Origin of the sequence: Mucilaginibacter sp., from assembly GCF_028288205.1 — a bacterium.
Classification (GTDB): Bacteria; Bacteroidota; Bacteroidia; order Sphingobacteriales; family Sphingobacteriaceae; genus Mucilaginibacter.
In genome coordinates, this window is the sequence record NZ_JAQBOD010000023.1 from 1 (window position 1) to 18,970 (window position 18,970).

An 18,970-nucleotide genomic window follows, 5' to 3' on the forward strand; every position below is an offset into this window, starting at 1 on the left:
CATGCGTGGAAAGTATGATCTGCTTATTATAGTTTACAACGATACTTCTTAATAGGTCGATAGTTGAAAGGATATTGACGCTGTCCATAGACTGAATCGGGTCATCGATAAAAATACAATCGTAACCTGAGGTGTTTAGCAGTAGCCAAAAAGATGCCTAAACTTAAAATATTAATCTGAGCGGTGCTAAAATAAAGGTTGGGTATCAGTTCGATCTTTTTGTTAACCTTATCTCTGACAAAGACATCCAGGCGTGGCGTGTCCGCGTCAAAATCAGCACTGAAATGCACTTCTTTGAAATCGGGGTGAGGGTCAATCTTGCGGTATAGGTCGTTAATCAAGTCCTCGAAAAAGAATTCTTTTGCCAACTGCCTAAAGGGAGTCGAACACCTAAAACATTGATTAAATAACCCCAGGGCACTTTTTTTAGAGAGAAAAAGTTCTGCAAAAATTTTCATTAAAACATCGAACACCTTTTTCGGGCTTACATGAATGTTCTAATTTCATGATAGTCAAAAAGTTAACTGCATAAAAAAAGGAAACATACAATTATGTACGTTTCCTTAAGTAGCCCGTAGGGGAATCGAACCCCTGTTTCTAGAATGAAAATCTAACGTCCTAACCCCTAGACGAACGGGCCATTTTAGGGCGTTTATTCCCTTATTTTGGGATTGCAAAGATATACCTTTAATGATAAATTAAAAATATTCTTTCAAAAAAATGCGCTTATGACTTTTAAACGGCAAAACTGAACTAAATCGGGCAAACAAAAACTGCCTTTACGCATTGTAAATCTATCAAAGTATAAACTTATCTTTATTAAATAAAACCGCAAAACCGTGAAACCAAAGCAATATGACGTAATAATAATTGGTGCAGGGCAGGCGGGCTTACCCCTGTCAAAAAAACTGGCAAAAGCCGGCAGAAAGGTAGTACTGATTGAAAAGCGATGGGTTGGTGGCACCTGTATAAATGATGGCTGTACACCTACAAAAACCTGGATAGCATCAGCTAAGGCTGCATATATGGCTGCAAATAGCGGCCCGCTTGGTGTTAAAGTTAAAAGCTACAAGGTAAATATGGCCCAAATAAAAAAGCGCAAGGATGATATTGTAATGCACGCGCGCACGGGCAGCCAAAAGGCTATAGAAGAAACCACTAACCTCGACCTGGTATTTGGCGAAGCTGTTTTTACCGGCATTAAAACTATAGCGGTAAAACTAAATAATGGCGGGACCGCGTTCTTTACGGCTGATTTGATATTTTTAAATACCGGCACAAAAACATTTATACCTGACATTGAAAGTTTGGCCGACATAAACTATCTTACCTCAACCTCTATTTTAGAATTGGACAAAGTGCCTAAAAAACTACTGGTGCTTGGCGGCAATTATATAGGGTTGGAGTTTGGGCAGATGTTCCGCAGGTTTGGTAGTAAGGTTACTATACTTGAAAAATCGCCAAGATTAATTTGGCGCGAGGATGAGGATATTTCTATCGAAATGCGGAAGATATTAGAGTTGGAAGGTATTGATATACAGACGGGTTCGCAGGCTATAAAGTTTGAAAAAACCAGGAAGGGTAAAGTTGTTGCTACTATCAAAAATGCCGGGCGTGAAAGAAAAATAAAATTTAGTCATGTTTTGGTAGCCGTTGGCCGTACACCCAATACAGAAACATTGGGACTTGATAAAACCGGTGTAAAGGTTGATGGGAAGGGCTATATCATAGTAAATGGTAAACTGGAAACCAATGTAAAAGGTATTTATGCATTAGGCGATGTTAAAGGCGGGCCGGCATTTACGCATATATCGTACAACGATTATACCATTGTTTACCGTAACTTGATAGAAAAAACGAATTACAATACTAATGATCGCCCTATACCGTATTGTATGTTTACCGATCCGCAATTAGGCCGTGTGGGCATAAGCGAAAAAGAAGCTAAAGAACAGGGTTTGGATGTAATAATAGCCAAACTACCTATGACCCGTGTGGCCCGTGCTGTTGAAACCGGCGATACCCGCGGATTTATGAAAGCTGTTATTGATGCAAAAACCAAAAAGATATTAGGCGCAGCCATTTTAGGTGCCGAGGGTGGCGAGATCATGTCGGTGCTGCAAATGGCTATGGAGGGTGATATTACTTATGACCGTATACGCTATTGTGTTTTTGCTCATCCACTCTATTCAGAGTCATTAAATAACCTTTTTATGCGCCTTAACAATTAGCTCCTTATGATAAAGGTTGATCATTTAAGCAAATCATTCGGGAAGATTAAAGCTGTGGATCATATTTCGTTCGAGGTAAAGGAACAGGAGAACCTTATTCTTTTAGGCACCAGCGGCAGTGGCAAAACCACTACGCTTAAAATGATTAACAGGCTTATTGAGCCAACCGGGGGCAAGGTGTTTATTAATGGCGAAAATATTTTAGATCAATCGCCTGAGGTTTTGCGCAGAGGCATTGGTTATGTATTGCAAAATAATGGGCTGTTTCCTCACTATACAGTTGCCGCAAATATTGCCATTGTTCCCCAATTGCTTAAATGGGATAAAAAACGAATTGAACATCGCGTTAGCGAATTGCTGGAAAAACTACACCTGGATAAAACCTATCTTAATGTTTACCCTAACGAGTTGAGCGGTGGCCAACAACAACGTGTAGGATTGGCCAGAGCGTTAGTTGCTGATCCGCCGGTTTTATTGATGGACGAACCCTTTGGCGCGCTGGATAATATTACCCGCTCAAAAATCCATGCCGAATTTAAGGCATTGGATGAGTTAAAGCGCAAAACCATTATCATGGTAACGCATGATGTGCAGGAAGCTTTTGAATTAGGCGACAGGATCTGCCTGATGCATAAGGGTAAGATCATTCAAAACGGCACGCCAACCGAATTGCTTTTTAGGCCGGCTAATAGTTTTGTGAAGGATTTTTTAAAGGAACAGCGTTTACAGCTTGAGTTTAAGGCTATAAGGCTAAATGATATAGCCCCCCTGCCCCCTGAAGGGGGAGCTTTTGATTTGCATGGTGAGCGTGTTGATGCTGGCGTGGCTTTGTGGTCGGTGCTTGAGCAATTTAAATTTACCAAAGCCGAGGGCTTGTCTATCATCAATCATCAAAATAAAAAAATAGGATCTATTAGTTTTGAGGAGTTAATGGCGGCATTTTATCAATATAAAAAACACCAGCCGCATGAATGAGCAACAGCAAACTTTATGGGGTTTTATGGTACAACAGAGCGATAAGTTGCTTACACAAACGTTGCAGCATATCGGGCTTACTTTTATCTCGCTTATAATTGCCGTGCTGGTTGGTTTGCCATTGGGTATTTTAATTACCCGCAAAAAAAACTTATCCGGCTCAGTATTAGGAATTGCGGGGATATTACAAACTATTCCCAGCATTGCTTTGCTTGGTTTTATGATACCATTGTTAGGCATTGGTGTTAAACCGGCTATTGTTGCTTTGTTGTTATATGCGCTGCTTCCCATCATTCGCAATACCTATACCGGCATTACCGGGGTTGATGCAGCGGTTAAAGAAGCTGCAGTTGCTATGGGCATGAATAAATGGCAGGTGCTTTTTAAAGTAGAGCTACCTTTGGCTATGCCGGTAATACTGGCCGGTATCCGTACCGCTACGGTAATCAATGTGGGTGTGGCTACGCTGGCGTCATATATAGCGGCGGGTGGCTTAGGCGAGTTTATATTCGGCGGCATATCCCTTAATAACACCAACATGATATTAGCAGGCGCTATCCCGGCAGCTTTGCTGGCTATTTTGTTTGATTTTTTGTTATCGTTATTACAGCACCTCAATTTAAAAAAACTAAAACGTGCTGCTATTGCTTTGCCGGTGTTGCTTCTTGTAATGGCATCGTTCTATTTTATTCCATCAGCTTATGGCGGCAAGTTAACTGCCGGTTTTACGCCCGAGTTTATGGGTCGGCAAGACGGTAACCTGGGCCTGCAAAGCAAGTACGGATTAAAGATCCGTACCATCGTTATTAGTGATGCGATTATGTATAAAGCCGCTTTTGAAAAAGAGCTGGATGTAATAAGCGGCTACTCGACAGATGGCAGGTTAAAGGCCTACGGATTGGTGATTTTGGATGATGACAAAAAAATATTCCCACCTTACTATGCCGCGCCAATTGTGCGGGAGGATGCCTTGAAAAAATTTCCTGACCTTGAAAAAATATTAAATATGCTATCGGGCAAAATAAATGATAGCATAATGACAGATTTAAACTACCGAACTGATTATCTTCACCAAAGCCCGGAACGTGTGGCTAAAGACTTTTTAATTGCACATAATTTATGGCAACCCAAACGCGGGGGAAATGGAAGTATTGTACGTATAGGCTCAAAAATATTTGGTGAACAATACATATTAGCCAGTATGTACACTATGCTTATTAAAGGCTATACCAATTATAATGTAGCCACAAAAACCGGTTTAGGGGGCACAAAAATTTGTTTTGATGCGCTTACCAATAACCAGATAGACCTTTACCCGGAATATACCGGCACTGGTTTGCTGGCAATATTACAACCCACGCAAAAAGCAATTGACGCGTTAGCGGGCGATAGGGATAAAACTTATATTTATGTTAAAAATGAGTTTGAAAAACGATACCAAATTAAATGGCTGCAACCTATAGGTTTTAACAATGCATATGCTTTAATGATGCGTAAAAAACAAGCAGACGAATTAGGTGTTAAAACTATTTCAGATCTGAAACAATATTTAGAGCGTAAATAAATCTGATGGACTTAACCGATTGCTACATAAAAGTTAGAAAACGTACCGAAAAGATATGCAGCCATTTGCAGATTGAGGATTACGTTGTACAGCCTGTGGTTGATGTTAGTCCGCCTAAATGGCATATTGGCCATACCACCTGGTTTTTTGAGACTTTTATATTGAAGCCCTATTTTACGGCCTACCAGGAATATGACCCGGATTATAACTATGTATTTAACAGTTACTACGAAACCGTTGGCAACAGGATAATACGCACAGACAGGGGTAATTTAAGCCGCCCAACGGTTAGTGATATATACCGCTACCGCGAATATGTGGACGAGGCAATGGCTAAGTTTTTGTGCCATGAGCCATCAGCAGAGGTGAGGGAACTATTAATCCTCGGCTTAAATCACGAGCAACAGCACCAGGAGCTTCTATATACCGATATTAAATACATATTGGGACATAACCCTTTGTTCCCGGCTTATGATAAAAGTTATATTTCGCCAAAGGTTGCGCAAAGCGATGCGGGTTTTATTAAATTGAATGAAGGTGTTTATGAAATTGGCTTTGAAGGCGAAGGCTTTAGTTTTGACAATGAATTAAATCGCCATAAAGTTTATTTAAACAGTTTCGGGATTAGCCCGAATTTGGTAACCAACGCCGAATATTTAGAATTTATAAATGCCGATGGTTATCACGATTTCCGCCACTGGCACGCCGAAGGTTGGGATTGGGTAAAAATTAATCAGATAGCAGCACCGCTTTACTGGCACTTAATTAACGATGAATGGTACCAGTATACTTTTCATGGTTTAGAGCAGCTTAAATTAAATGACCCGGTTTGCCATATCAGCTATTTCGAAGCTTATGCCTATGCGGCATGGAAAGGCTTAAGGCTGCCAACAGAATTTGAATGGGAGGCCGCGGCACTACAATTTGCATGGGGCAAAAGCTGGGAGTGGACAGAGAGTTCTTATTTGCCTTACCCGGGTTTTGCAAAAGCGGCCGGGGCAATTGGTGAATATAATGGTAAGTTTATGGTAAATCAAAAAGTGCTGAGGGGGGCGTCAGAAGTGACATCACCAGGGCATAGCCGTATTACTTACCGAAATTTTTTTCAAACACATTTACGATGGCAATTTACTGGCATAAGGCTTGCTAAGTAATAACACTAACCATTATACTATGAACCAACCTGCCACAAAACCCGAAATGATGGGCGCATCAAAGAATACAACCGCTATATTTTATGAGGATGTTATTAATGGATTGCAGTCATGCCCCAAGCGGCTTAACTCCAAGTATTTTTATGATGCTAATGGCGATAAGCTTTTCCAGGAACTGATGAATTGCCCCGAATATTATCCAACTAAATGCGAACTGGATATATTCTCCAATAAAACCGCCGCGTTGGCACAATCTATAATTGCTGATGGCGATGGGTTTGATTTGATAGAACTGGGTGCCGGCGATGCCATGAAATCAAGTTATCTGCTAAAATATTTATTGGAGCAGCAGGCTGATTTTAAGTATTTGCCTATTGATATTTCAAGCAGTGTAGTTAATTACCTTACCGTAAAGCTTCCGCTTACGTTGCCGGGCCTGCAAATTACCGGATTAAATGGTGAGTATTTTGAGATGCTTACAAAAGCGGCATCACTATCCGGCAGAAGAAAAGTTGTATTATTCCTGGGATCAAACATTGGTAACATGCCCGTAAATGAGGCTACAGAGTTTTGCAAGGGGCTGCGTAAACATTTAAACCCCGGCGATATGGTATTAATAGGGTTCGATTTGAAAAAATCGCCAAAAACGATACTTGCCGCCTATAATGACAAAGGGGGCATTACAAAAAAATTTAACCTGAATTTACTGGCACGAATAAACCGCGAATTGAACGCCAATTTTGATTTAACCCAGTTTGATCATTACGCCATGTACGACCCCGAAAGTGGTGCCTGTAAAAGCTATTTAATAAGCCTGAAGGACCAGGTTGTAACTATCGGTGGTAAAGAAAACGTACGGTTTATTAAGGATGAATATATTTATATGGAGATATCGCAAAAGTTTACCATTATGCAAACCGATCAAATGGCGGCAAACACGGACTTTCGGCCGGTCGATCGTTTCTTCGATAATAAAAAATGGTTTGTTGATGTGATTTGGATGGCCGGGTAGAATAACTCATTGTCATTTCGACGAGGAACGAGGAGAACTATCTCTTGAGCAACATCGAAAAAAATCTATACACTTAAAGGCTGACGATACAGGTGTATAGATTTCTCCCTATGGTCGAAACATGCTAAATATAATCTGTATACTAATTACCGCGATGCGTAAACAACTTGGGGTTCGCCTGCCTTTGGCGGGGTCTTTACTTTACCAAAGTGCGGGCAGCCGCAATCTTTTTTGAAAATACTGCACGCCGAAAGACTTAATGTGCCCAACAAACCAAGTATTATAAATCTACTTTTTAACATATTTAATTGCTCCAATTGTTACTAATATACTAAATATCCCCATACAAGCGCCAACAATGTCGGCAAAAAAGTCGTTCCAATCCGCGCTTCGCCAGGTAAAAACCAGTAGCTGAAGTAATTCTGTAAGGCCGCCAAGTGAAATAGCCACCAAGGTTATTATACCAGCAGTTTTATACGATAATTTGCTGCCATTTTGTTGCCTTATAAAACCATCACAGCAAAATACAACAAACACAAAGAAGAACCCGCAATGCACCAATTTATCAAAGCCGGTAAAAAACAAATGCGATTTCCCTACACTGCCAAAATCAGCATTGCACATTATTAAAACAAACAAGGCCCACAAAATTGTGAGCCTTTGATATTTAATAAATTCTTTCATTAATGTTATGCACCTACAAGGCCTTTATAGGCATCGGCAGATAATAGCGATTCTACATCGGCTGCATTAGCTACCGTAATTTTTACCATCCAGCCTTCGCCATATGGGTCAGAGTTTACCAGTTCGGGCTGGCTGTCAAGGGCCTTATTAACCTCTGTTACCGTACCGGTAACCGGCATAAACAGATCAGACACTGTCTTAACAGCTTCTACTGTACCAAAAACGTCTTCTTTACTAACCTCTTTGCCTACTGAGTTAATATCTATATAAACAATATCACCTAATTCGCCTTGGGCAAATTCGGTTATGCCTATAGTAGCTACGTTGCCTTCTAATTTAACCCATTCATGGTCTTTAGTATATTTTAATTCAGTAGGAAAATTCATGTTGCTTGATTTTATTTGGCCAAAAATAAGAAAACTTTATTCAACCAAATAAATTAACCTTATTAAACCGTATTTTTAATAAATATCAATCCCTAACTTGATGAAAAGAATAACACTATTAATTTGTACGGTATTTTCCGCATGCCTGCTACAAGCGTGCCACAGTAATAAAAATAACGAAGGCGATTCGGACGAGGGTACAACCAATACAGTTATTGATGCCTCAAAAAAAGTTACCATTATAGTTGGAAAGGACGATGCTAAATTTGTAATTGATGTTGCCCAAGGCTGCCTGGCCGAAATTAAAATAGGCGCGTTAGCCAAACAAAAAGGACAGGATAAACGAATAAAGAACCTCGGCGCTATGATGGTTAAGGACCTTACAAAAGGTAAAGGCCGATTAGTTGCCCTTGCAAAAGCCAAGAAAATAACCCTGCCCGATTCAATTAGTGCCGATGAGCAAAAGGCTATTGCTGAATTGGCCAAAAAATCAGGTAAGGAATTTGATCATGCTTATCTGGATAAAATAAGAGTTGATTATAAAAAGGCGCTGGAGCAGTTTCAAAACACATCCAAACACGCTTTTGACCCAGAGATAAAAGGGTTTGCAGCAAAAAATGTGCTGACCATACAAAGGCATTTAGATTTGATTGATGCAGTGCATGGGAGTATGAGATAGTTAACCCGTATCACTAAAATCCGTATCACCAAAAGACACTAAGATAAACAATTGCGCTATTATCAGAGGTCTCCTCTAAAGTAATCAGCTTAATTTGCGTTAAACATTTCTTTTATCTTATCAACGCTTAGAGGTTTAGAGATAAAGTTTTTTACCAGTGGATAAGATCTTGCCTTATTTATATCATTGCTAAAAACAGATGAGGATATAATATAGATCTTGCTTTTACCTAACGGGTCAATATTCAGGCGTTTGTATTCATCTAAAAACTCCCATCCGTTCATAATGGGCATGTTTATATCCAGCAAAATAAAGTCAGGTAATAAGGAAGGATCGTTTTTTTGTATTTCAACAAGCTCTTCAATAGCAAACCTCCCGTTAAGGCATGCGGATATAGCTGTATTATCCACAGCTTTTTTTATTAATTTAATTGAAATAAAATTGTTTATTTCATCATCATCCACTAATAAAATACTTACAGGTTTGCTATCGGCATTCATATATTAGGTTTATACGGACTAAGTTTTAAAAGGTTATTATTCCTATATGTTGTAAATATAAAGAAAAACAAAATTGTTTTATTGGTAATAAATTAACAAAAAACAATAATACATAAACTTAATTTTAAAAAGGTATAGCGTAAAGCTTTTACTTTTTAAGTAATTATACTGTCAAGCAAATATAATATTAATAAAATAAAATGCAATAATGTTGCATTTGCGGTACCTTTGCAAGATGGCAGCAAAAAAAATGAGATCTAAACTGGATAGCATAGGTATGACGGCTTCTACATTATGTGCTATACATTGCGCTATTGTGCCCATGCTAATTACCTTTTTGCCATTGGTTGGATTGGGTTTTTTGACTAACCCATGGTTTGAGTGGGGCATGATTATATTAGCTTTACTGTTAGGCGTATCATCAATTTTCATGTCATACTTCGGTACCCATCGTAAGGCATTGCCATTATTATTACTGTTTGCAGGTTTTACATTGGTAATAGCCGGCCATATATATTTAAGAGGCTGGATAGAGGCTATTGTTGTACCTGCCGGAGGTTTAACTATAGCTTTTGCACATTTTGTAAATTTTAAATATGTGGGTATATGCAACAATAGCAACCAGTTTTTTCATTTAAAACATGCACATAACGAAAAGCATATAGAGGGGGCTAATTCCGCTAATTCTTAGTAATTTTGTAAGGATAACCAATGAACAATAATCAACAGTTTGAATATTTATTAAAAAGGCACCAGTTAAAACGGACAGAGCCCAGGCTAAGGGTATTGTCATTGCTGTCGGCCAAAAGTGTTGCTACCTCACAGCCCGACCTGGAAAGTGTTATTGGCGATGTTGACCGGGTTACGCTATACCGGATACTAAGCGCATTCGAGGAAAAGGGCATTATTCATAAAGTATTTGATTTGAACGGGACCGCTAATTATGCCCTTTGCTCATCAGATTGTGCTGAGCATGATCATCATGACGAGCATTTGCATTTTAATTGTACATCCTGCAAAAAAGTGTATTGCCTTGATGACCTGGATGTACAACCCGTAAAGCTCCCGGCCGGATTTAAAGTAGAAACATTTAGTTTGAGCGCTACCGGCCTATGCCCAAAATGCAACAATAAAGAAGCATAAATTATACCCTATCGGCTAAATGAATAAAACCACCAGGAGTTTACAGATACTACTAAACAGTGCATTGCTGGTATTATTCATCTTATTAAACTCATTTACTAACCCGCAAGATTCTTCAAAAAAAGGCACTTTCCGTTTTAAAACAGTGGTGATAGATGCCGGCCATGGCGGTAAGGACCCCGGCACGCATGGCCTGCACATTACCGAAAAAACGGTGGCGCTATCTATCGCCAAAAAACTACGCAGGGCAATGCAGGAACAAATGAGCAGTGTTAATGTGATAATGACGCGCGCTGATGATACTTTTATACCGCTGGATAGAAGATCAGAGATTGCCAATGCGAATAATGGCAATTTATTTATTTCTATCCATTGTAATTCATCACCAGAGGGTACGGGCTATAGCGGTCATAAACAAAAAGGCACTATGATGCTGGTATATGGTTACCACCGTGTTAAAGAACAACTGGAAGCCATTCGCGAAAACTCCTCTATCCTGATTGAAAAAGATTATCAGACAAAGTATAAAAGCTATGACGAGAACGACCCGGTAAACCGCATTTTGCTAAACGCTTACATGCAAAAATACCGTAAGCAAAGCATCTTATTTGGCGATCTGCTTAATAAAGAATTTAAAACCGAAGGCAGGCAAACCATCGGTGTAAAAGAACAGGGCATATTGGTTTTGGCCCACAGCGCCATGCCGGCAGTAATGATAGAAACCGGCTTTATTAATAACCCTGCTGATGAAGATTACCTTATATCAGACGCCGGCCAGGATGAAATTGTACAAGTAATAATGAATGCGCTTAAAGAGTATAAGGTTAAGACGGCGGTGCAGTAGCCTAGGCGATTACTCACCGGTCTACGCTTCGCCGAAGAGAGGGTCGACGAGCATAGCGATGTCGGGGTGAGTAATCACCGCAAGCTTAACAAAGCGATAAAGTATATGAATAGATTAATCAATTATTAAAACCAATATAACCATGGATGAATTTGATAAAGCAATTGTACAAATAGGCATAAATAACTCCAGTGAAATAAACGGAGACCTGAAGGATTATTTCACTGTTATAAAAAAAGAAAACGGCACCTATAACTTAAAATGGGAAAAAGCCATTTCTACACATATACGGCATAAAGTTTCTGCTTTGGTTAAGAAGTATTATGTGCCGGAGGTTTTATAATGTTGACCGGGATTAATATGTTTCTTATTTAAATTTAATCCCTAACTTTGATTTCAACAAACGGAAATGGTGTCTTCCGACTCAACCGCCCTAAAAAAGCTGATGGCGCCTACAAAAATTTATTAACCCGCGGCATAGCCGTGCTTATTTTTGTAGGATATAATCATGAACAAAATATTTACCGCCACACACTTAACTACCCTAAAACATTTAATCCGCTGGACGTTGATCACGCTACCCATAGCAATTGCTATAGGCAGTATGGTGACCCTGTTTTTATGGCTGCTTACCTGGGCCGTACATTTCCGCTTTGCTCATCCCGAAATCTTATATGCACTGCCTTTGGCCGGTATAGCCATTTACTTCACCTATAAATATTATGGTAAATCATCTGATAAAGGAAATAACCTCATCATGGACGAAATACATGAGCCCGGTGGCGGCGTGCCTAAGCGCATGGCACCACTGGTATTATTAGCTACTGTTGTTACGCACTTGTTTGGCGGATCGGCAGGGCGCGAGGGTACGGCTGTGCAAATGGGGGGCAGTATTGCGCAATTATTCAGCAACTGGTTTAAATTAAGTGCTGCCGATACCCGTATTATACTTACCGCGGGCATAGCAGCAGGGTTCGGGGCGGTATTTGGCACACCCCTAACCGGGGCCATATTTGCTATGGAGGTGTTAACGCTGGGGCGCATTCAATATAATGCCTTGATACCCTGCCTGGTTGCAGGCATAGTGGGCGATATAACCGTTGCGGCATGGGGCATTCATCACACCGCCTATCATATTGATATTGTACCGGCTGGTCAGCATTTGTTTGCCGATTATTTGCCGTTTGATTTGTTGCTGCTGGCTAAAGTTATTGTAGCATCCATAGCATTTGGGTTAACCAGTTTGCTATTTGCAGAATCTGTTCATGGCGTTAAAAACCTTTTCAATAAATTCATCTTCCCAAAGTGGGCCATACCGGCATTGGGCGGATTAATGATTATAGCGCTAACATTTATTATTGGCAAACCTGATTATTTAAGTTTAGGGGTAGATGCAGAACATGCGGGAGCGGTTACCATACCATCGGCCTTTACTGCCGGTGGCGCCGATACCTGGAGCTGGCTATGGAAAACGATTTATACAACTATAACTCTGGGCACGGGTTTTAAAGGCGGCGAGGTAACCCCGTTGTTTTATATTGGTGCAACGCTGGGCAATACCTTATCTGTATTAATGAATGCACCCGTTAGTTTGTTTGCCGCGTTGGGCTTCATTGCAGTTTTTGCCGGGGCAACCAACACACCATTGGCTTGTACTATTATGGGTATTGAGCTTTTTGGTGGTGAGTATACTTTGTTTTTTGCGATTGCTTGTTTTACGGCTTATTTTTTCAGTGGTAACTCGGGTATATACAGCGCGCAACGAATTGCTGTCCCTAAAATTTTTGAGGAGAAATCGCCGGGCAAAATTATTTCCGGCACAAGCAGTAAAAGACGAAATTATCTGCAGGGAAAATTGGTAAAGTATAAGATAACTAAATAGAAGTGATCACTTTATCTCTTCTATCATGCCGAATTTATTTTTGTTACTTTGTTACTAATAGATTGATAGCATGAGCTCTCCAAAACAAATTATTGAACGCTTATTTAATGCCGCCGGGATCAAAATAAATGGCAATGACCCCTGGGACATAAGGGTGAATAATGAAAAAATATATAACCGTATCCTTAGCAAAAATTCTTTGGGAATGGGCGAGGGTTATATGGAAGGCTGGTGGGACTGCGATGATCTGGACGGTTTTTTTTTCAGGATACTGGCAAATCAAATGGACAGTAAGATCCCCATTGATATAGGTACAGTATTAACCGTATTAAAAGCACGTTTATTTAACCAACAAACTAAGGAGAAAGCAAAAGAAGTAGCCTATAAGCATTATAATATTGGTAATGACCTTTATAAAAAAATGCTGGATAAACGGATGATATACTCCTGCGGATACTGGGAGAACGCGCAAACTTTAGATGAGGCCCAGGAAGCAAAGCTCGACCTGATATGCCGTAAACTAAAGTTAGAAAGCGGTATGCGCCTGTTAGATGTTGGCTGCGGTTGGGGTGGTTTGGCTAAGTACGCCGCCGAAAAGTATGCCGTATCAGTAGTTGGTGTAACCCTATCAGAACCACAGGCGGTAATTGCCCGCGAAATTAACAAGGGGTTACCGGTTGATATAAGGGTGCAGGATTACCGCGATTTGAATGAACAGTTTGACAGGATAGTTTCGGTAGGTATGTTTGAGCATGTTGGTTATAAAAACTACAGCGCATTCATGAAAAAAATTTCAGTGAATTTAACAACCGACGGCATTTTTCTCCTGCATACCATAGGCGGCAATACAACGGAAACGAGTACCGACCCATGGATAAACAAATACATTTTTCCTAACGGCATGCGGCCATCTGCCAAACAAATAACAACCGCTATCGAGCCTGTATTTGTGTTGGAAGACTGGCATAACTTCGGTTTATACTATGACCGCACACTGGTAGAATGGCTAAAGAATTTCGAGCAGGGTTGGCCAGCTATAAGCAAAGATTACGATAATACCTTTTACCGCATGTGGCGATATTACCTGACCGTAAGCGCCGTATCATTCCGCGTACGCAAAAACCAACTTTGGCAAATAGTTTTAACTAAACAGAGTAGTTTACGAGGATATCAATCTGTTAGGTAAAAAAGCAAGTTATTCTAAAATAACTTTATTAATTGCAACCTCCATTTCGTCAGAATAGCCCTGATTTATCTATCAGGAAGTCCCGGTAGGCGAAAATTACAAAACGGATATAGCTGCGTTGAAAAGCAGAATAAAATAAAGAAGTGTACCAAGGTATACCAGGGTGTATTAACGTGTGCGTGGTACAGTACACTATCAAAATAGCCTATTCTTAACGTTTTACCTCAACTTGTAATTGCTTTTTTACAGAATACCTTACATTTGTGCGGTAATTTTACCTGCTCATAAACCCGGTATATTTTAAAAATTATTAGTCATGATCTTCATAATTGTTAATGTTGTTTTTTGCTTGTCGTTTTTGGTATTTGCTTACCTGAATCTGAACGATATTGATTGGTACCTTTGGGTGCCTATATATGTTGCTGTGGCCGCATGCTGCGGATTAGCTGTTTTTGGTAAGTATTACCCATCGGTTTATTTAGGATTGATTGCTTTTTACCTTATTTATGCCGTGATCCTGTTTTTTGCCAAAGACGGCGTGCGCGACTGGATAGTAAAATACAAACAGCCAAGCCTGGTAGAAACCATGCAGGCCGAAAAACCTTTCATTGAAAACACCCGCGAGTTTTTTGGCCTGCTCATTATATCCGCAGCGCTGATTATTGATTATTTGGTGGTGATGCATGTATAATTACAAAGTGGAAGAGATCAGGCCAATAATAAAGGATATCATCCGGGCCAATGTTGTGCCCGATATTTTGAATTGGCTGGAAGAGGAACGTGCGTTAAATACTTCGTTTGTTTTGCTGCCGCGAAAAACGGGTAAGGCAATTATAAATATTAACAAAGAGCAAACGGAACAGCTAAATACCATCATCCCCGGGTTTTCTGTAGGTGGCTGGAGCATAGACAGATTGGGACGCGCTTACCTCCTGTTGAATTTAGATGCCGCCAATAAAAGCGAATATTTCCGCAAAATAGAAAGCTTGTTTTTAGCCGCCGAGATGGGGGAATTAGTCGCGCTGTACTCAACTTTGCCATTGCTGGCTTACCCCGAGATATGGGTTAAAAGGTGTTCGGAAGGTATACGTAGCAATATTGGGTCTGTACTTGAAGCTATTATGTATCAAAATCCTTATCCCGCCCAAAACCTTGATCAAAGCGCCTGGAACCAGTTGGTGCTGAAAGCATTTTTTACCGATAAGGAAGTTGGCAAAATAATAGGTATTGATAGCCGTGCAAATAAAGAGCTGGCCTACATACTAAGTGATTACGCTCACGAACGCTGGGCCGCCAAACGCGAAGTAAATCCGAATTTGTGGAGATTAGTTGGTAAATTTATTGACGATAAACTTTTTGAAGATATAAAACGCCTGTTTGATGACGGCAATTTGGTTGACAGGAAAGCCGGGGCATTGGCTATATCCGCATCAAACTACCAGCCTGCAGCAGCGTTATTAAATAAATACCCCGAGCTGTCAACAGCAATTGAAAACAAGAAATTAAGCTGGGACACTTTAACCGGCAAATAAAATATAGAAAGATATGTGTTGCACCCATTCGTTTGAAGAAGTAAAATCTGAGCCTTTATCACCGCCTGTAAGCCTGGATGGCATAAAGGGTATGAAATTTTTTGATCCGCATGTTCACATGACCTCGCGTACTACGGATGATTACCAGGCCATGGCCGATGCAGGCGTTGTTGCCTTAATAGAGCCCGCTTTCTGGCTGGGTCAGCCCCGTACCGGTATTGATAGTTTCCGCGATTATTACAGCAGTCTGATTGGTTGGGAAAGGTTCCGCTCATCACAGTTTGGTATTAAGCATTATTGCACCATTGGCCTAAACTCGCGCGAAGCAAATAATGAAGCCTTAGCCGAACAAGTGATGGAAATATTGCCGCTGTTTGTTTATAAAGAGGGCGTGGTAGGTATCGGCGAAATTGGCTTTGACGACCAAACCCCTGCCGAAGAAAAATATTACCGCCTGCAACTGGAACTGGCAAAAGAATCTGGCCTGCCGGTACAGATACATACCCCGCACCGCGATAAAAAAGGCGGCACCAAACGCAGTATGGATATTGCCATAGAGCATGGCCTTGACCCGTATAAAGTTATCGTAGATCATAACAATGAAGAAACGGTTAAAGATGTATTGGACCGTGGCTTTTGGGCAGCATTTACTATTTATCCGTTTACTAAAATGGGTAATGAGCGTATGGTAGAGATAGCCAAACAATATGGCTCTGAACGTATCATGGTAAACTCTGCTGCCGATTGGGGCATAAGCGATCCGCTGGCTGTACCGAAAACGGCTGCCCTGATGAAGATTCGCGGTATTAGCGATGCGGATATTGAATTGATAACCTATCGTAACGCCATAACCGCGTTCGCGCAAAGCGGACAGATTGATGAGGCTGATTTTGCATCAATTACCAACGTGATAGACCAAAGCCAGAAATTTGAAGGCAATACCATTTTGCGCGGCGGACAACAACCACGGATAGATAAATCATCCATAATTATTAGTTAACATGAGAAAAAAAATAACCGTTTATTTAAGGCTGATGCGCCCGGCCAACATTGTAACCTCGGTTGCTGATGTTTTGGCGGGTGTGGCCATATCCGGTTATTTTTATCATCTCACGTTTACTACAGGCAGTTTTTATCCTATTGCTTTACTATGCCTGTCAACCATTGGCCTATACGGTGGCGGCATTGTTTTTAATGATGTTTTCGACGCAGAATTGGATAAGATTGAGCGCCCCGAACGCGCCATCCCAAGCGGGTTGGTCAGTAAAAAAGAGGCATCCTATTTAGGCGCATTTTTATTGCTATGGGGAATTGGATTTGCATTTTCATACAGTAATCATGCCGGGGCTATTGCCGTAACTATCGCGTTTTTTGCTTTGCTTTATAATAAGGTAAGTAAGCGTTATGCCTTTTTTGGTCCGCTTAATATGGGGCTGTGCCGGGGATTGAATTTGCTGTTAGGGATAAGTATAGTAGTATCATCTATTAACCAATATTGGTATTTAGCCGCAGTGCCTATACTGTATATATTCTCTATCACCATGATAAGCCAGGGCGAAGTACATGGCGGAAACAAACGCAATTTGTATATCGGCGGCAGTTTGTATGCAGTTGTTATTATTGCTATACTTTATTATTCGATTATTCAAAATCAGTTTATAACCATCCTGTTTATCCTGCCGTTTGCCTGGATGATATTTAGGCCGTTAATAACGGCTATACATCACCCTATTGGCAAAAATATAGGTATGGCTGTTAAGGCGGGCGTTATCTCGCTTATTTTAATGGATGCTGCGTGGGCCGCTGCGTTTGGGTCTATATGGGCGGCTATATTTATTGCTTGTTTGCTGCCTGTGTCTATGCGGTTTGCTAAGATGTTTGCGGTAACGTAATAATGAAATTAAAAGGAGGCACCTAAGGAGCCTCCTGATCCTAACTCAATATTTTCGTCAAATTTTGGATATATAAGCGATATTAATTTTATGTTTTAGATATTAGCTTTTTGATATGGAATATTTACAGCAGTCGTTTAGTGTGAAGTTTGAGTACAAGGTCTTTTTTACCACCGGCCTTTTTGATCTGACCAATACCGGTTTTGATGATTTTTTGTCGGCAGACGCGACATCAGCATCAGTAAAAAAAATATTGTTTGTAATAGACCAGGATGTACTAAATGCCAGCCCGGAACTGGCTGATAAAATAAGCAGATATTTTGCTATCCATAAAGCCGCGCAACTCATCCCCGAAATTATATTAATGCCCGGCGGCGAAACCGTAAAGAATAACGAATCTCATTTTAGTAAGCTATTAGATACCATAAATCACTATAGTATTGATCGTCATAGCTATGTTGCTGCCATTGGCGGCGGCTCACTTTTAGATATGGTGGGCTACGCGGCAGCGGTTGCGCATCGCGGGGTAAAGCATATCCGTATACCTACTACGGTTTTGTCTCAAAATGATTCGGGTGTGGGTGTTAAAAACAGCATAAATTACTTTGGTAAAAAGAATTTCCTGGGCACGTTTGCACCGCCCGTAGCTGTTTTTAATGATGACCAGTTTTTACTAACCTTGACCGACCGCGATTATCGCTCGGGTATATCAGAAGCAATAAAAGTCGCGTTAATAAAAGATGGCGCATTTTTTGAGTGGCTTGAAAATAACGCGGCCGCATTAGTGGCCCGCGATATGGAAACCATGAAATATTTAATAAAACGTTGTGCCGAACTACACCTTAACCATATTGCCAGCCTGGATCCGTTTGAAAAGGGCTCATCGCGCCCGTTGGATTTTGGTCATTGGAGCGCGCATAAATTAGAACAATTAACCAATTTTGCAGTTTTACATGGTGAAGCGGTAGCGTTGGGTATAGCTTTGGATACAGTTTATTCTAATTTATCCGGCCATTTACCGGTAGATGAAACACACCGCGTTATTAATTTAATAAAGAAGGTAGGTTTTGAAATTACTCATCCGTTATTGGAAGTAGTTGCAGATGATAGCCCGATTTTGGTTGGCCTGCAAGAGTTTAGAGAGCATTTGGGAGGGGAACTAACCATTATGCTGCTTGACCATATTGGCAAAGGAGTGGAAGTGCATAATATGAATACCACGCTGATAAAAAAAGCGAGTGAGGCATTACGGAACGAATACTCTGTGCTTGATCCGGCATAATTAGCCTTATCAAACCAGGAGCTT

General features: G+C 40.6%; 20 protein-coding genes, 1 tRNA gene and 1 riboswitch. Of the genes, 17 read left to right on the plus strand and 4 right to left on the minus strand.

The features are described from left to right. Nucleotides 1–568: 568 nt before the first annotated feature. Nucleotides 569–640 (minus strand) — tRNA-Glu (locus JWR23_RS05350). 199 nt (nucleotides 641–839) lie between these two features. On the opposite strand from JWR23_RS05350, the gene JWR23_RS05355 reads away from it, so the two are divergent. From JWR23_RS05355 to JWR23_RS05375, 5 genes are read left to right on the plus strand one after another with little or no spacing between them, the layout of a single operon-like run. Next, on the plus strand, nucleotides 840–2,231 hold the full coding sequence (locus tag JWR23_RS05355; protein ID WP_299513875.1) for a mercuric reductase: 1,392 nt from the start codon (nucleotides 840–842) through the stop codon (nucleotides 2,229–2,231). Nucleotides 2,232–2,237: 6 nt separating this feature from the next. After that, a complete protein-coding gene (locus tag JWR23_RS05360; protein ID WP_299513877.1) occupies nucleotides 2,238–3,206 on the plus strand; it encodes an ABC transporter ATP-binding protein in 969 nt (322 codons plus the stop codon). Continuing rightward, on the plus strand, nucleotides 3,199–4,770 hold the full coding sequence (locus JWR23_RS05365) for an ABC transporter permease/substrate-binding protein (RefSeq protein WP_299513879.1): 1,572 nt from the start codon (nucleotides 3,199–3,201) through the stop codon (nucleotides 4,768–4,770). Before JWR23_RS05360 ends, JWR23_RS05365 begins: the two co-directional genes overlap by 8 nt. Nucleotides 4,771–4,775: 5 nt before the next feature. Further along, a complete protein-coding gene (gene egtB, locus JWR23_RS05370; RefSeq protein WP_299513882.1) occupies nucleotides 4,776–5,924 on the plus strand; it encodes an ergothioneine biosynthesis protein EgtB in 1,149 nt (382 codons plus the stop codon). A gap of 19 nt (nucleotides 5,925–5,943) precedes the next feature. Beyond that, nucleotides 5,944–6,936, plus strand: coding sequence for an L-histidine N(alpha)-methyltransferase (locus JWR23_RS05375; protein WP_299513883.1), 993 nt, complete (start codon nucleotides 5,944–5,946; stop codon nucleotides 6,934–6,936). Between the two features lie 288 nt (nucleotides 6,937–7,224). Here the strand turns inward: JWR23_RS05375 and JWR23_RS05380 are convergent, their stop codons facing one another. Together JWR23_RS05380 and gcvH are read right to left on the minus strand one after the other, a co-directional pair. Next, the gene (locus JWR23_RS05380) at nucleotides 7,225–7,620 is read right to left on the minus strand and encodes a VanZ family protein (RefSeq protein WP_299513885.1); all 396 of its coding nucleotides are present in this window, start codon (nucleotides 7,618–7,620) and stop codon (nucleotides 7,225–7,227) included. A gap of 5 nt (nucleotides 7,621–7,625) precedes the next feature. Continuing rightward, a complete protein-coding gene (gcvH, locus tag JWR23_RS05385) occupies nucleotides 7,626–8,006 on the minus strand; it encodes a glycine cleavage system protein GcvH (RefSeq protein ID WP_299513887.1) in 381 nt (126 codons plus the stop codon). A gap of 100 nt (nucleotides 8,007–8,106) precedes the next feature. On the opposite strand from gcvH, the gene JWR23_RS05390 reads away from it, so the two are divergent. After that, on the plus strand, nucleotides 8,107–8,685 hold the full coding sequence (locus tag JWR23_RS05390) for a DUF4142 domain-containing protein (protein ID WP_299513889.1): 579 nt from the start codon (nucleotides 8,107–8,109) through the stop codon (nucleotides 8,683–8,685). Nucleotides 8,686–8,774: 89 nt separating this feature from the next. Here the strand turns inward: JWR23_RS05390 and JWR23_RS05395 are convergent, their stop codons facing one another. Beyond that, nucleotides 8,775–9,185: a response regulator gene (locus JWR23_RS05395; protein ID WP_299513892.1), complete on the minus strand. Its 411-nt coding sequence runs from the start codon at nucleotides 9,183–9,185 to the stop codon at nucleotides 8,775–8,777. Nucleotides 9,186–9,435: 250 nt separating this feature from the next. On the opposite strand from JWR23_RS05395, the gene JWR23_RS05400 reads away from it, so the two are divergent. The 11 genes from JWR23_RS05400 to JWR23_RS05450 all read left to right on the plus strand — a co-directional run bounded on the left by JWR23_RS05400 (nucleotide 9,436) and on the right by JWR23_RS05450 (nucleotide 18,946). Next, nucleotides 9,436–9,876 carry a MerC domain-containing protein gene (locus tag JWR23_RS05400; protein ID WP_299513895.1) on the plus strand — a complete coding sequence of 147 codons (441 nt, stop codon included), beginning with the start codon at nucleotides 9,436–9,438 and terminating at the stop codon, nucleotides 9,874–9,876. A 20-nt stretch (nucleotides 9,877–9,896) separates the two neighbouring features. Beyond that, entirely contained in the window at nucleotides 9,897–10,328 is a 432-nt protein-coding gene (locus JWR23_RS05405) for a Fur family transcriptional regulator (RefSeq protein ID WP_299513898.1), read from the plus strand. Nucleotides 10,329–10,347: 19 nt separating this feature from the next. Continuing rightward, nucleotides 10,348–11,172: an N-acetylmuramoyl-L-alanine amidase gene (locus tag JWR23_RS05410; protein ID WP_299513900.1), complete on the plus strand. Its 825-nt coding sequence runs from the start codon at nucleotides 10,348–10,350 to the stop codon at nucleotides 11,170–11,172. 142 nt (nucleotides 11,173–11,314) lie between these two features. Continuing rightward, nucleotides 11,315–11,515, plus strand: coding sequence for a hypothetical protein (locus tag JWR23_RS05415; RefSeq protein ID WP_299513902.1), 201 nt, complete (start codon nucleotides 11,315–11,317; stop codon nucleotides 11,513–11,515). A gap of 53 nt (nucleotides 11,516–11,568) precedes the next feature. Then, a riboswitch (Fluoride riboswitch) is annotated at nucleotides 11,569–11,634 on the plus strand. A 46-nt stretch (nucleotides 11,635–11,680) separates the two neighbouring features. Continuing rightward, complete coding sequence (locus JWR23_RS05420; RefSeq protein WP_299513904.1) at nucleotides 11,681–13,054, plus strand: voltage-gated chloride channel family protein; 1,374 nt, start codon at nucleotides 11,681–11,683, stop codon at nucleotides 13,052–13,054. A 70-nt stretch (nucleotides 13,055–13,124) separates the two neighbouring features. Continuing rightward, on the plus strand, nucleotides 13,125–14,240 hold the full coding sequence (cfa, locus tag JWR23_RS05425; RefSeq protein ID WP_299513905.1) for a cyclopropane fatty acyl phospholipid synthase: 1,116 nt from the start codon (nucleotides 13,125–13,127) through the stop codon (nucleotides 14,238–14,240). Nucleotides 14,241–14,556: 316 nt separating this feature from the next. After that, nucleotides 14,557–14,931: a transmembrane 220 family protein gene (locus JWR23_RS05430; protein WP_299513907.1), complete on the plus strand. Its 375-nt coding sequence runs from the start codon at nucleotides 14,557–14,559 to the stop codon at nucleotides 14,929–14,931. After that, nucleotides 14,924–15,772, plus strand: a complete 849-nt coding sequence (locus tag JWR23_RS05435) for an EboA domain-containing protein (protein ID WP_299513909.1) — start codon at nucleotides 14,924–14,926, stop codon at nucleotides 15,770–15,772. Before JWR23_RS05430 ends, JWR23_RS05435 begins: the two co-directional genes overlap by 8 nt. Before the next feature lie 13 nt (nucleotides 15,773–15,785). Further along, entirely contained in the window at nucleotides 15,786–16,772 is a 987-nt protein-coding gene (locus JWR23_RS05440) for a TatD family hydrolase (protein WP_299498287.1), read from the plus strand. 1 nt (nucleotide 16,773) lies between these two features. Continuing rightward, the gene (gene eboC, locus JWR23_RS05445; RefSeq protein WP_299513911.1) at nucleotides 16,774–17,664 is read left to right on the plus strand and encodes a UbiA-like protein EboC; all 891 of its coding nucleotides are present in this window, start codon (nucleotides 16,774–16,776) and stop codon (nucleotides 17,662–17,664) included. A 115-nt stretch (nucleotides 17,665–17,779) separates the two neighbouring features. Beyond that, nucleotides 17,780–18,946 carry a 3-dehydroquinate synthase gene (locus JWR23_RS05450; protein ID WP_299513913.1) on the plus strand — a complete coding sequence of 389 codons (1,167 nt, stop codon included), beginning with the start codon at nucleotides 17,780–17,782 and terminating at the stop codon, nucleotides 18,944–18,946. Nucleotides 18,947–18,970: the final 24 nt, after the last annotated feature.